This is a genomic window from Agrobacterium sp. CNPSo 2736 (genome assembly GCF_004005385.1).
GTDB classification, from domain to species: Bacteria; Pseudomonadota; Alphaproteobacteria; order Rhizobiales; family Rhizobiaceae; genus Agrobacterium; species Agrobacterium leguminum.
Genome location: NZ_RZTX01000010.1, coordinates 173,686 through 187,615 on the forward strand (window position 1 = coordinate 173,686; position 13,930 = coordinate 187,615).

The following is a 13,930-nucleotide window of genomic DNA, read 5'->3' on the forward strand; positions in this document are numbered from 1 at the left end:
CTATGTAGTCTTCCCGATCAGTTCAGGGTGTAGCGCTTCCAGGGTATCGCCTGCATAGGCACCCGCGACAGAAAATCAACGAGATCACGTCGGCCACGATATGTCGGGACGCCCCGGCTGTTTTGCGCCATCAGAACAATCGGCACGCCGGGGAATGCTGGCTGGAAGCTATAAGCAACCTCATCGGCTTGAGGGCCGCTGTTGAGAACGTGCGGCTTAACAATGACGATGGCAAATGTGACGCCCTGCTCGCGAACTAATGCGCCTTCAAACTGCATTTCTTCTCTCCTTTGATGAAGAGGCCGCCTCACTCCAGGCGGCCTCAGGTTTTAGCCACGCGGCGGGAACGGATCGCGGCCGTAGGAATCCTTGTCCCGGATTTGTCCGTTGGGCCGGTGAATAACCACCTCGCTCTGCTGGTTGATCGCAATCTTGCGAGCCGCCGCTGCCGCGTCGGCTTGTGTTCCATAAGTAGAGGTTACCCGCTGATTTCCAGCGCCCCGCACGGCCCATTCGCCGTTATGGGGAACCACATGCTGATTTTTCTTTGTCATTGCATCAGATTCCTTTTTCTTGAGTGCCACTTCAATTTACATTAATGATAATTTAATTGTCAATATGGCTATTGTGGTTTACGGGTTGGGGTAGAAATTTTACGCATGGAGTGATCATGACCATTGAGATGAAAAATGTGCTGGAGTTAGCCGATGCGGCGCTAGCCGCTGACTACACGCGCGTACGCAGAGCCGCGAATGCGCTCGCGCGAGACCTCGACAAGAATGGTGAGACCTCCATTGCCAAGGAACTCAAGGCGCTGGTTCGGAAGAGGGGGGTGCCTTTGAAGGCGTCTGGTTACATGGAATCCCTGCCTGTTGACTCGAAATCCCGCTTGCCGCTTGTCGAAGAGCAGACTTGGCCCGATACACCTGTTTTCCTGAATGAAAGCGGTTGGCGCGTGTTCAGCGATTTCATCGCGGATGCCCGTCGCATTGATGACTTGAGTGCCAAAGGATTGGCGTCGCGACTAGGGCTTCTGCTCTCCGGCCCGCCGGGAACAGGTAAGTCTCTTCTTGCCGGGCACATCGCTGCACAGTTGTCACGACCGCTCTACGTCGTCAGGCTCGACTCCGTGATATCCTCGCTGCTCGGCGATACGGCAAAAAATATTCGCTCGGTTTTTGATTTCGTACCGGCGCGGAACGCTGTTCTATTTCTTGATGAAATGGATGCTGTTGCAAAACTGCGGGACGATCGACACGAGCTCGGCGAGCTCAAGCGCGTGGTCAATACCGTCATTCAAGCGCTTGATGGGCTGGACCCGAGTTCGATCGTGGTTGCTGCAACCAATCATGCTCACCTTCTCGATCCTGCGATCTGGAGAAGATTCCCCTACAAAATAGATCTTGGGCTTCCAGAGGAAAGCGTCCGTGCCGATCTGTGGCGACATTTTCTCTTTGAGGACAAAGATGAAGATGGTCGCGCCGAACTGTTCGCTACAGTGTCCGAAGGACTATCGGGGGCCGATATTGAAACGATGAGCTTGTCAGCACGGCGTCATGCGGTTCATGATTCGCGTGACATCGATTTTGGAGCCGTCATTGCGGCTCTGTTAGAGCCCCGCTCAGGGCGGACCGCCCCTGTCCAGCGGCAGCCATTGGACGCCGAGCAAAAGCGGCAGGTGGCGATAGCATTGAAGGAGAAGCACGGTATTGCGGGCGCGGATACCGCCCGCATCCTTGGTGTGTCACGGCAAGCCATTTATGCATATTTGAAGCAACAGGATGGGGAGGCATAGCATGGCGGAAGTTCGAGACCAACCCCTTCTCTATCCTGTTTTGAGCCTTCAAATGGACCCGGCGCTCCGGAGTCCTACAGGGCGTGGCAAGGGCATTGAAAGTATTGTCACGGAGCGTCTCGGCCGACAGCAGGAAGTTCTTGCGAGCGAAACACGCGATATCTATGAGCACCGCGCGGAGTTGCCGACATATTCGGGGCTAACTCACCTCGTAGTCCGTATGTTTACCGAAGATTCCCTCGCTCCGACACACACACCAGACGACCTCTTCTCCCAGCGCCACGGCTGCAGGCTGGTTGCACCCCTTCCGAGCGGTTATTTGATCGAAGCCGACATCAAGCAGTTGCCTCGCCTTCTCGACGCGATCCAACGTCCGGTCGGCTATGCGGTGCAAGCAGACATATCGCGAGTTTCGTCCCTGGAGCGATTTGATGCGAAAAGTCGATTGCGCGGGCGGTCAGTCAGTGAGCTCTGGAATTCCGCGCCGGAGGACGACGATGGACGTTTGTTCGTGGTCTGGCTTGCTCCTTTTCGTGATCGTGACGCCAAGGTAGAGGTCCTGGAGCGCATTCAGGGCTTTGCCAATGAGAGGTTGGTATTGCCGACTTTCACGAGTGTGCGGTTGACGCTAGGCACATCAGAGGAAGCGGAAGAACCGCGCGCTTTAACGACGCCGCGACAATCCAGCATAGCAAGGGCCATGCGGGATTACCGAAACACCGGCGTCGGCCGAGCCACGGTTCGTATTCCGAACAAAGAAGGATTGCGGCAGCTAATCGCCTCCGGTGCTTCCTATCGAATCGATCCTGTGCGGGCCATCAGAGTGGCGGCCCCTGGCGAAGGAGCGGAGCCTCCTGCGCCGGTAATCGATCAAAACGCACCCGTCGTCGTTGTCGTGGACGGGGGGCTGCATGCGAAAAGTTACAGCGCGGCTGAAGCCTTCAAGGCAACGCCTTTCGTGACGAATGCCCAAGCTGATAAGCTTCATGGCAACTGTGTAAGCTCACTCGTTGTCCATGGCCACGCCTGGAATAATAATCGATTGTTGCCGGAGCTGAACTGCCGCATTGGATCGGTTCAGGCGGTCCCCCATAAGAACGCAAACCGTCGTTTCGATGAGCGTGAGTTGGTTGACTACCTGACGGAGGTTGCACGTCTTTATCCAGAGGCACGCGTCTGGAATATTTCCGCCAATCAAGATGGCATCGGCTTAGACCCCTCAGAAGTGAGCGTTCTTGGGCATGAAATCAGCCTCCTGGCGAGATCGGCGGGCTTCCTCCCTGTGATCTCCGTTGGAAATGTCAGTCCGGACAATAATTCTCGACCCAATCCGCCCGCTGATTGTGAAGCGGCAATTGTTGTGGGTGGCCGTCAGGCGCTCCCAGATGGAAAGCCGGGCGACCGTTGCCCTACCTGCCTTCCGGGTCCCGGTCCGGACGGTATGATGAAGCCGGACCTGTCCTGGTTTTCCAATCTCCGGATGCTGGGCGGGGTTGTTGATACGGGAAGTAGCTACGCAACGCCATTGGTCTCGTCTTTGGCAGCCCACACGTTCGATAGCCTACGCGAGCCCACACCGGATTTAGTCAAGGCTCTCCTCATCAATTCAGCGGAACGCAGCGAGCACGATCCGAACTTGGGGTGGGGAACACCATATCAGGGTCATTTGCCTTGGACCTGCGCACCTGGCAGCGTTACGCTTGCATGGCGCGCACAACTCGAGCCTGGAACAGCGTACTACTGGAATGACATTCCCATCCCCCCTGAGCTAGTGCGAGGCGGAAAATTGTTCGGACGCGCCAGCCTAACCGCTATTCTGAGGCCTCTTGTATCGCCGTTTGGCGGCGCGAACTATTTTGCTTCCCGGTTGGAGACATCGTTGATGTATCCGACTGGTCCGGAAAAGTGGCCGTCCCTTCTCGGATCAATGAAGGAGTCGACCCTTCCAGAAAACGACGCTCGCGATGAGCTCCGCAAATGGCAGCCGATCAGAAGGCATTGCAGGGACTTTACCAAAGGAAGTGGGCTCGGCTTTTCGGGCGCGCACCTACGCCTCTACGCGCGCGTTTACATGCGCGACCTTTACCAATTTGGGTGGACGCATCACAGCCAGGCTGGGCCGCAAGAAGTGGCTTTCGTACTCACGCTTTCGAGTGCAGATGGGGAAAAGTCGATCTATGACTCGACCGCTCGTGCGCTCGGAAACTTCGTGGAAAGCGCCGTCTTGAACCAGGACATCGAGGTCTCGAATGAGATTTAGCAGGTCGACGTCTTCCGAATCTGCAATTACCCTTGCAATCGGGGCAGTTGCATGAGGAGTGGGCGGCTTTCCCTTGGTTTTTCCGAGAGGAAATTTGGCGAAGAGTTGGCTCTGAGGGCCGCTACCGTGGGAGTAAGGCCGGTAGATGCCGTCGAACAGCTGATGACACAAATTCTCGTCGAAAATCTTCGGCAGCAAGCAAATTTAGAGCTCCGGAAGATCCCCTCGGTGAAGCTTCACTCGATGTATTTCAAGGAGCGCTGTGCATCCTTGGCGCGGCTTGCGGACATCGGATACGAAACCTGGTATGTCGAGCTGGCCTTTTCCACAACCAAAGAGACGATGGTTGAAGTCGTTGAGATTGACACGCAGGGTTTGCAACTCAGTCCCATAAATTATGGCCCTGCGGGGCTGATGTCACATCGACTTTGGTCAAAGCAGCTAAAAACGCAAACAAACCACATCCTGCGTCTGAACCACGTGACGATTCCGCCCAGCATGTTTCTTGAAACCAAGAAAATGATGGAGGCGATTGCCCTTGAGCAGCCGCTGGTCGCGAACCCTCGACCTGGGCCGCGTACGCAAGGATATGAGTTCGGGATCGAGGGCTTTGAGTTTGTTGCATTTGACCATTTGATTACCGGGGAGCGTTGTTTCTGTTCATGCGCACGCCCGGCCCATGGCAAAATGATATCAGAGGCTACGCGGATTGCGTCTCATTCAGGCGCATGGACCCATCAGGTTGTTCGATTGTTGTCGGATGCGACCTACATCGACGAAATATGCCATCTGTGTATCGCCCGTCGCTCGGGACCGGAGGCCGCTGCTGATCTCTACGGTGATGATATTGGGGAGTTTATCGCGCCGTATGTCGATCAGCTGATGTTCGTGCCTGGAATGGACAAGCCCTCTGCGCGTGCCGAAGTCCAGCACACTCTTGGTCTTAGCCGATGGGTGAGGGAGGCGGAAATGTATAGTCTGCTGAAAAAGCTATTTCCCGACCAAGTTATCCTGAGGGAGGCGTCGCCCCCATGGCTGGGGCGCCAACGATTAGACGTGTATCTGCCCGCTATCGGTCTTGCTCTGGAACACCATGGTGAGCAGCACTACAGAGCCATTGCTGCATTCGGAGGAGAAATGGCGCTGAAACGGAACATGGAACGCGATGCCTTGAAGAGAAGTCTCTGTGAACAAAATGCGGTCCAACTTGTCGAGATTCGATTTGATGAGCCAATGACTTTGCCAATTCTTCGCCAGAAACTCCGGCGTTTCAATCTGGCCTAAATCTGTGAGCGACGGCCGCCTTCACCGGCGATAATGTGAAACGTATTGATTTCATTCGCATCCTGGGGTGGAAAATTGTCTACGAACGCCGACGTAACAGAATATCTCGATTATTATCTCGCTTCCGAAATGGAGACCGATTTTGCGATCATGTTGAACGGGCCTTGGGGAGCCGGCAAAACGCATTTCGTAAAATCATATCTGAAGGATCGGGAGGCGAAAGCTCAAACGCTTGATCCACTCCAGCCGATCGGGCACCTCTACGCTAGCCTTTACGGCGTGCGTTCGACGTCGGAGATCACAGATCAGTTTTTCGCGCAGGCTCATCCTGTCCTGAATTCCAAAGCCGCTCGTCTGTTTGGAACGGTCGTATCGCGTGCCATCAATGGCTTTGCGGGGACGGACGTCAACGGCGCCGCAGAAAACAAGTCAGTGATCAAGGACATGGTCCTGAAGCTCGATGGGCGCGTCCTGATTTTCGACGATCTCGAACGATGCGCGATGCCGTTGGCAGAGGCGATGGGCTTCATCAATTCCTTCGTAGAGCATGAAGGGCTCAAGGTTATCGTCATCGCCAACGAGACTGATATCCCCGAAGATCAGAAACCGGACTATGCACGCAAGAAGGAAAAACTGATCGGCAAGACGCTGCGTGTCGCCTCCGATCCGCAAACCGTGCTCGACGACTTTGTCAGCAAGCTGAATCACTCAAAGGTCGTCGAAATTGCGCGCCAGGAGCGCGCCGCGCTTCTCAGAACATTTGAGGCATCTGGCAAGCAGAATTTCCGGAGCATGCGGGCAGTACTTTCAGACTATGAGCGACTTGTCGTGGCAGTCGATCCGCGTCTCCAGGATGCTCCTGTTGCGATGACACGCCTTCTGCTGTTCATGATGGCGACTGGTGTTGAGTTTCGGAGCGGCGACCTTAGTGGTTCCGAACTTGCCGCGCTGCTCGACACCCGTTTTGCGCGGTTGATGTCTGCCGTGACAAAGAAGGAAAAGTCGTCGGAAATCGCGAGAGCTGAGCGCCTGGAGGCCACCTATGTCGATGTCGCTTGGCAAGATCCTATCGTGCCTCCCGCCGCGCTCGCAAGATTGTTCGAAACTGGTATCGTTGATAGGCCGGCGATCAACACGCATTTGGCGCAGCACCCGCTCGTCGTCGGATACGCTAAGTCTCCGGCCTGGCGCCAGCTCTGGGCTTGGACGGACCTGCCCCGGACGCAATATTTGAAGGCAAGAGACGAACTCGTGCAACAGCTTGAGAAGCGGGAACTCACACATCCCGGAGTAATCCTCCATGCGGCCGGCATCGTGCTCGGTGCGGCGGCGTTCGGCGACCACTTGGTCGGCCCCGGCCACGATATCGTTGCGTACTTCACTGGTTATGCCGATGATCTGCGAACTTCCGGGAAGCTTGAACCCGATCGCAGCATATTCAGTCCTATGGGCGGCTCCTATGGTGGCCTCGGCTATGGCTCGAAGGACTCGCCGGAATTTCGGGAAATCTACAAGGTCGTTCGTGAAGCCACGGGTCTGTCGTTCACCGATCGGATGAAAGAGATCGCGCAGACCTTTGTCGATCGTATCGGTGGAGATCTCGAAGCCTACTCTTCGCTGCATAAATATGGTGTTGATGAGGGCAATTACGCCGATGCGCCTTTCCTTCACTACATCGATCCCGATGCATTTTCTCAGGTGGTCATTCAGGATTGGTCTCCTAATGGTCGGCTGCTGGCCAGCCTCCATGCGCGCTACGAGATGGAGAAGCACAATCGGTTGCTTACCGAAGAATACCCGTGGGTTGACGCTTTGCATGCGAGCTTGCAAGCGATCGCCGACCGCGCCGAACCACCTCACGCGGAGCTACTTAACCTGCGTATCAACTACTACTTCGGCAAAATTCAGGACGCAATCGACGCGGCAGTGTCGGCGGGGTCTGGCGATCAGGATGGAGAAGCCGAAATCGACGAGGAACTTGCAGGCTGACCGCTGGGACCAATCGACATTCACTGCAGCCATATCACTGCTGCGATGAGAAAGAAGTCCGCCTTGGAAACGCCCCCGCACCTGATCTTTGAGGCCCCTTTTCCCGAGGCTGCCTGCTGGTGGGCACGAACAGGTCTGCACAGTGACAGCAATAAATCATTGTGATCCGCCGCAATAAGTTGAGAAATAGTGTTGAGGGATAGGTTTATGTTGAGGATAATATTTCATTTCCGGGTTCTTTTAATCGCTTGACCGACCGATGTGATGATACTTCTGATTGTGAAGTAAGGGTGAGAGGGCAAGTAAATTGGCCGTGATTCGAGAAGTGGACATCCGCAATTTCCGCGGGATTTCCCATTTGAAGTGGTGGCCGACCCCTGGCATCAATTGCCTTATCGGGGCGGGCGATTCAGGAAAATCCACAATTCTTGATGCGATCGATCTATGCTTGGGCAGTCGCCAGAATTTCACGTTCACCGATGCCGACTTCCATCTCTGCAATGTCGCTGAGCCAATCGTCATCGACGTGACGCTTGGGGACTTGGATGATGAACTGCGCAACCTGGAAGCCTATGGCCACTTCCTGCGGGGGTGGGATGCGACAACGGGCCAGCTGCATAACGAAACAAGTGCAACGCTTGAGACGGTCCTTACCCTTCGGCTGATTGTGCGGGATGATCTTGAGCCGCAATGGCTGCTGTTTTCGCTGGGGCCGGCCGCCGAGGATCGGGAAAAGAACCTCCAATGGAAGCATCGCCAAAAGGTCGCACCGGTTCGACTTGGTGCTATCGCCTCTCATCATATGGCGCTCGGCCCAAGATCGGTACTCGGCAAGTTATCGGCCGATGCGACGCAGGCATCCTCGGCTCTGGCGTCGGCTTCTAGGCAGGCCCGCCACGCCTTCGCGGAGCAGGGTTGTCAGGGAGTAGAGCCCATACTCGAGGCCACGAAACGCATTTCGAACGAGATGGGCATCCGCGTCGACGAGGTCAAAGCGTTGCTCGACGTTAAAGGGGTTACGCTCTCGGGTGGGGCAATTTCGCTGCACGACCAGGATCAGGTGCCGATGAAAAATCTCGGATCGGGGTCCGCGCGCTTGCTGGTGGCCGGGTTGCAAAAGGCGGTCGGGCAGTCGTCGATCTTCATCGTGGATGAGGTCGAGTTTGGGCTTGAGCCCTACCGCATCGTCCGGTTGCTGGACTCGCTGGGAGCAAAGCGCAATGACGAGAGCCAGCAGGTATTCCTGACAACGCACTCACCGATTGTCCTGAGGGAGCTGTCATCGGTTCAGCTGTTCAGTGTTCGATCTTACAGGCAGGTAGTCCCCGCAGTTGTTGTCGGCGACACAGTCCAGCAGCCGGCACGCAAGGTCACCCAGAACTGGATGGTTCACCTTGGTCGGGATGAAGCCGCTCAGAAGACCCTCAGGGCTTGCGCGGAAGCCTTTCTGGCGCCCAGTGTTATCGTTTGCGAGGGCAAGACGGAAATTGGGCTGATCCGCGGGATTGATCTCCAACGTCAGGATGCGGGTCGCACGAGTATTCTGGCTCTCGGATGCCATTGGGCAGATGGAGGCGGTTCATCAATGATAGAGCGCGCGCAGATCTTCGCGCGCATGGGATATAGAACAGCGCTGTTCATGGATTCGGACCTGGTCTACGCCCCAGAGATCTATGCGACCCTCCAGACCGCTGGAGTAAGCGTCTTTCGTTGGCCGGAAGGTTATTCAACTGAGGCGGCATTGTTTGCCTCGGTTCCCGCGGCACAAATTCCGGCGTTGCTTTCTATCGCATGCGAATGGCGATCGGCGGATTCCGTCGATAGCAGGATTCGGAATGTGAGTGGTAACCAATACACCCTTCAAAGTTGCCGGGATGGTTTTGTCGATGCAATGCGTTCGGTCCTGGGCAAATGTGCAGGCGACGGCAAGTGGTTCAAGGACATAGAACCAGCCGAGACGGCGCTGCGTCAGGTCGTGGCGCCGGTTTGGGCGCAGACCAACGCTCTGTTTACCGGTCCGGTGAACCAGCTCTGGCAATGGATATCGCCGCCGCCGCCAAACAACACGGTACAGTAAGCGTGGTAACGGTCGGGGATATTCTTCAGACACAGCGCGGTCACGTCGAGGCTCCGGCGGGATGCGGCAAAACGGAACTTATCGCTGGTTGCGTGGCAGCAGAAACCCAGAAACCGACACTGATCCTAACCCATACAACAGCGGGCGTGGCAGCTCTTCGACAGCGCCTGAAGCGGGGCAATGTGCCTGCGGCCAATTACCGGCTGAGCACGATTGCCGGCTGGGCGCTGAATATGATCGCCATGTTTCCTGAGCGTGCCGGATACAGACATGCTCCGCTTGCTGCACCCAATTATCCAGCCGTCCAGGCTGCTGTCGGCGCGCTTTGTCTGTCAGGGAATATCGATCGCGAGTTGCGCGCGACCTACGGCCGGCTGTTGGTGGACGAGTATCAGGATTGTTCGGTCAGCCAGCATGCGATTGTCAGCGGAATAGCAAACGCGATACCGGCGGTCGTGTTCGGGGATCCGATGCAGGCCATTTTCGGGTTCGGCGCGGATCCGCTTGCGGATTGGCATGGCCATGTCGTTGCGACATTCCCTCAGATCGGACAGCTCACCATACCGTGGAGGTGGAACAATGCGGGGGCAAACGACCTTGGGGCATGGCTGCTCGGCGTGCGCACGCTCCTGAGACAAAGGCAACAAGTCGACTTGAGAAGCTGTGCGAATAGGGTGATGTGGCATCCTGTCGGCATCGACGCGAATGCCGTAATTACCGAGCAGATCAAGGTTCAGTATGAGATTTCGCGACAGTTTCCGAACGAGAGCATCCTGTTTATCGGCGACTCGATACAGGTTCAATCGAGACACAACTACGCCAGCAGGGCGCAGGGGGTCAGCGTCGTGGAGCCCGTAGATTTCAGGGACGTCGTTGGGGTCGCCCAACAGATGAATGGCCAAGTCGGGCCGGGGTTGTTGCACTCATCCATTGCGTTTTTGATCAATGTTATGACGAACGTTTACGGTGATCGATTGCAGGCCCGTATCGAGACCATTGCGGCCAACCGCCATAGGACGCCGCCGACGGTTCAGGAGCTGGCTGCTATCAAGTTAGCCAATGGCGGAGGCTATTCCGAAGCGGTAGCATTCCTGAAGTCTATGGCGGCGGATCGAGAGAGACGCGTCTACCGCCATAGTGCATTCGATATCATGGTCGAGGCGCTATCGACCGCCGCCGCAACCCGCAGGGATCTGGGAGAAACGATCGCCGGGTTGCGTGAGCAGCACCGCCATGCAGGACGGATTGTTCCGACGAAAGCCGTGGGCTCGACCCTTCTGCTAAAAGGTTTGGAGGCGCACCATGCGGTTATCCTGGACGCAGATCGCCCCGGGAACGCAATGTCGAGAGAGCACCTTTACGTCGCGCTGTCACGAGGTGCCCGATCGGTCCACGTTTTCTCAAGAAGCCCTGTTTTGCCGTGACGGCGAGCCTCGGACTGTGCGAGTTGCAGCCTCTGATCTTGGAGTTTCTTAGCATTACCGGATCGCTGGGATGAACCTGCTCACAGCGAGCATCATTTACTGGAATACCGTCCATCTCAGCCACGCTATGGTCGAACGGCGAAACGATGGTCTTGATGTGCCGCCCGAACTTTTTAGCCATATCTCTCCTCTGGGCTGAGCGCACATCCTATGGACGGGCGAACATCTCTGGCCCATCGAGGCAGACTCATAGGATGTCATTTCGCCCCCAGCCGGAACCGACCCCTATAGGCGTCCAGATATTGCTCCAGCATGTGGTGATACGGCATTTCGTGCAGTTTGCCGCCCTTCTCGTGCAACCGCCCATAGCCGACGGTTTTGCACATAGACATCCCGCACCTCCCTGCTGATTGTAGCGCCGATCCGCGCGCAGGAATAGATCATCCGCCCAATCAGCGCCCAGCCACGCATGCCCACGATGTTGTTGGCCAGCTCTGGAAGCCCAATTCCGTCATTGAGGTGGATGAGTTGGTTCATTCCATATCCTCCAGCATCGGAGGCAAGATGCGCACCAAGTCGCCACGCACTTCAATATCGTATAGTGCTGCAAGGAGAGCAATCTGCATTCCGACGAACGCTCGCAATTCTCCCAAAGCGGTGAAAAAAGCAGCCGGATCTGTACGGTACCTCATGCCCGGGAAATGCTCTTCACGCCCGAAATGCGGATCGCGCCGTCGCTCCAAAATGTCGTCGAAGGTTGGGTAAGGCTCATCCAGGAAGCGGCGGCTGGCTGCGCCAATCGCACGGACGTGAACTGCGCCCGGTGCCTTATCGCCAAGCGCGCCCACCGTTTTCGTGCATTCTGCCCGGATGGAATGCAACGAGCTAATCACATGATCTTCGACCTCCGCGGGGAGGGGATTGAACAGCGCCCGCCGGTCCTCCAGAAACGCAAAAAACTTACGGACGGCGTCTCGATCCGACGCTGGTGGATTCCATTGTATGCCAAACACCGGGGTAGAAAAGCCTGTAATGCGCTTCAGCATATCGGTCGCCTTTACAAGCATCTTAGGAACTCCCGCTCGTAGGTGATATCTGGGGCCGGGCATCGACGATACGCAGCAGATGGTTGGCAAGCATAATGATTTCTGCGGCCTCATCGGGATCGTCGAGGGAGACGTTGCGATGGGAATGGGGATTCTTGTACGAGCCAATCGCCCCTACGAAAAGATGGGCCCGCATTTCACGCTCCCCTTCATCCGTGCTCATGTCAGCAAGAGGCCCGTTGAGTTTGTCGAATGCTTTTCGCATGAGGCTGACACCAAGCTCCTTGTTTGGCAGCCCTGATGCTTGGCGTACCGCGATTTCCACCGCTTTCATCGCCTCGAACACGGCGGTGTCATATTTTCCACGGTGATAAAGAGACCACACATCCTCACGAATGTCTTGGTGAAGACTGTTTTTAGGAAAGCTCCGGACACGGTACGCTTTTAGGGGATCAGGCTCGCCGGCCAACTTTTCGGCCTTGCGGCTCAGCATCATAACCGAGTGATCGTATCTTGGGCTGGGTATAAGCAATGCGGCACCGACCAGCCATGCCCAAGCCTCGCGCAGCGCCAATTCTATCTGAGAAATATAACCTCTGTCATATTGAGGAAGCCACGGCGATCCAGGCTGAGCATTGGGATGCCCATTGACCCGTATAAAGAGCGTGCTGAGCTGAAGACCTTCATGGCGAGGCCATGCCTTCAGAAAAGGCAGAAGCGCCAATCCTAATTCTTCAGGATCTAGGGCGATGAGAGCCTCCGCGTCTGGGATTAGATCCTTGATGTTCATCGCCGTCTCCTTTATATGATAAAGGACATTATCACATATATTCAGCACCTTGGTGTCAATTACCCAAACTGGTCGTAGGTTCGAGTCCCTTCAAGGCGAATGCACTATTGGATGCCAAATCGTTGAACATCAGAGCACAGCAGTACCCCTGAATGACTAAAGGCGCAGTCTGTGAAGACCACGCCTAGCCAAATTCCGTTTAGACTCTCCAAGTGCCATGGTAAGGCCATGGGCTCGCAACACCATTGTGCCACCACTCAGCGAGTAGCTATGTTATAGGGAAAACAGACTCGCATTGCAAGGGGAAGCAAGTGTCCAGCATCACCAAGCGGCATGTGCCGACATCACAGCTACTGGGTGAATACCTGACATTCGTCCCCACCCCGCAGCAGGTGGATCACTTCAAGGCTGATATGCGCACCCTCAACCCCACCCTGTTGCGCGATAGTATCCGCGAAGGGGTTCAGGTCCAAGCTCTACAGCAGATACCCATACCTGAGCAGAGGCTGGTGATCCACAGGATCTATACCCGCAAGGTGAAAGAGTTTTCGTCGATCTATCCCTTCGTGTTCGCGGTGGAGAACGCTCTGCGCTCGGTGCTTGCCGATTATTTAGAAGAACGCTTCGGGCGGATGGACTGGTGGACGCTAATCCGCAATGCTCGGCAGAACGGCCAGACCTATACTGCCTTTCCCAACATTCTAGGTACGCCCGTCAATCCAGCTTTCGTGAAAGCTGTCTGGCGAGTTTTCGACAATATGGTCAATCAGCAGCATATCAACAATGCTACCGGAAACAACAAAACCGACGAGTTCTACTATTGCCTTACCCTGGGTGACCTCTGGTCGATTATGCAGGCGGATTGGCCCCTGATCCGCGACATGTTCGCCACGGACTCTGTCCTCGGCTTCAGTTTCACGAAAACCATGTTTAACGACACGATGCGCGTCATCAAGGAGACACGCAACGAGCTGTTTCACAGCAACCCGATTAAGGACCGCAAAAAGATCGTCGACTCCTGTGAGCGGATCCTGAACGGACTGCAGTTCCACCTCGGCGACTATGATCATGATCTTGGGGTCGCGCAATATGTGCGCGTGCCGGCGACCGTCGCCAGGGCGCAGCGCCACGTCATTCCGGCGCGCTAACAGACGGATGCGTTCCCGTCTTGCGCCGGAGGCGTAGCTTAAAGCGGAGGGCCTTAATTGCGTTTGGATACAGTGGTTTGTTCGGACAAGCCCGGCACACCGGTTCATATCCTTTCA

The 13,930-nt window shown here is 55.9% G+C and carries 12 protein-coding genes and 1 pseudogene; 8 read left to right on the plus strand and 5 right to left on the minus strand.

What is annotated here, in order from left to right; all coding sequences use genetic code 11:
* Nucleotides 1–17: 17 nt before the first annotated feature.
* Nucleotides 18–278 carry a hypothetical protein gene (locus EM858_RS17540; protein ID WP_164865467.1) on the minus strand — a complete coding sequence of 87 codons (261 nt, stop codon included), beginning with the start codon at nt 276–278 and terminating at the stop codon, nt 18–20.
* 51 nt (nt 279–329) lie between these two features.
* Complete coding sequence (locus EM858_RS17545) at nt 330–554, minus strand: DUF2188 domain-containing protein (RefSeq protein ID WP_127757444.1); 225 nt, start codon at nt 552–554, stop codon at nt 330–332.
* A 116-nt stretch (nt 555–670) separates the two neighbouring features.
* Between EM858_RS17545 and EM858_RS17550 the strand changes: the two genes are divergently transcribed.
* The 7 genes and pseudogenes from EM858_RS17550 to EM858_RS17580 all read left to right on the plus strand — a co-directional run.
* Nucleotides 671–1,795, plus strand: a complete 1,125-nt coding sequence (locus EM858_RS17550) for an ATP-binding protein (RefSeq protein WP_127757445.1) — start codon at nt 671–673, stop codon at nt 1,793–1,795.
* Nucleotide 1,796: 1 nt separating this feature from the next.
* Complete coding sequence (locus EM858_RS17555) at nt 1,797–4,055, plus strand: S8 family peptidase (RefSeq protein WP_127757446.1); 2,259 nt, start codon at nt 1,797–1,799, stop codon at nt 4,053–4,055.
* Between the two features lie 162 nt (nt 4,056–4,217).
* Complete coding sequence (locus EM858_RS17560) at nt 4,218–5,339, plus strand: hypothetical protein (protein ID WP_127757447.1); 1,122 nt, start codon at nt 4,218–4,220, stop codon at nt 5,337–5,339.
* 75 nt (nt 5,340–5,414) lie between these two features.
* The gene (locus EM858_RS17565) at nt 5,415–7,328 is read left to right on the plus strand and encodes a P-loop NTPase fold protein (protein ID WP_127757448.1); all 1,914 of its coding nucleotides are present in this window, start codon (nt 5,415–5,417) and stop codon (nt 7,326–7,328) included.
* Between the two features lie 313 nt (nt 7,329–7,641).
* The gene (locus EM858_RS17570; RefSeq protein ID WP_245483023.1) at nt 7,642–9,405 is read left to right on the plus strand and encodes an ATP-binding protein; all 1,764 of its coding nucleotides are present in this window, start codon (nt 7,642–7,644) and stop codon (nt 9,403–9,405) included.
* A complete protein-coding gene (locus tag EM858_RS17575) occupies nt 9,366–10,829 on the plus strand; it encodes a UvrD-helicase domain-containing protein (RefSeq protein ID WP_245483017.1) in 1,464 nt (487 codons plus the stop codon). Before EM858_RS17570 ends, EM858_RS17575 begins: the two co-directional genes overlap by 40 nt.
* Nucleotides 10,830–10,881: 52 nt before the next feature.
* A pseudogene (locus EM858_RS17580) lies at nt 10,882–11,028 on the plus strand (Tn3 family transposase); the annotation flags it as partial.
* Nucleotides 11,029–11,086: 58 nt separating this feature from the next.
* Here EM858_RS17580 and EM858_RS27645 read toward each other — a convergent pair.
* The 3 genes from EM858_RS27645 to EM858_RS17595 all read right to left on the minus strand — a co-directional run bounded on the left by EM858_RS27645 (nt 11,087) and on the right by EM858_RS17595 (nt 12,665).
* Complete coding sequence (locus EM858_RS27645; protein ID WP_280960149.1) at nt 11,087–11,221, minus strand: hypothetical protein; 135 nt, start codon at nt 11,219–11,221, stop codon at nt 11,087–11,089.
* Between the two features lie 141 nt (nt 11,222–11,362).
* Nucleotides 11,363–11,896 (minus strand): DUF6650 family protein, encoded by a 534-nt coding sequence (locus EM858_RS17590; RefSeq protein ID WP_127757450.1) that lies wholly within the window; start codon nt 11,894–11,896, stop codon nt 11,363–11,365.
* A gap of 1 nt (nt 11,897) precedes the next feature.
* Nucleotides 11,898–12,665 carry a TIGR02391 family protein gene (locus EM858_RS17595; RefSeq protein ID WP_127757451.1) on the minus strand — a complete coding sequence of 256 codons (768 nt, stop codon included), beginning with the start codon at nt 12,663–12,665 and terminating at the stop codon, nt 11,898–11,900.
* A gap of 311 nt (nt 12,666–12,976) precedes the next feature.
* Between EM858_RS17595 and EM858_RS17600 the strand changes: the two genes are divergently transcribed.
* Nucleotides 12,977–13,813, plus strand: coding sequence for a hypothetical protein (locus EM858_RS17600; protein ID WP_045232282.1), 837 nt, complete (start codon nt 12,977–12,979; stop codon nt 13,811–13,813).
* Nucleotides 13,814–13,930: the final 117 nt, after the last annotated feature.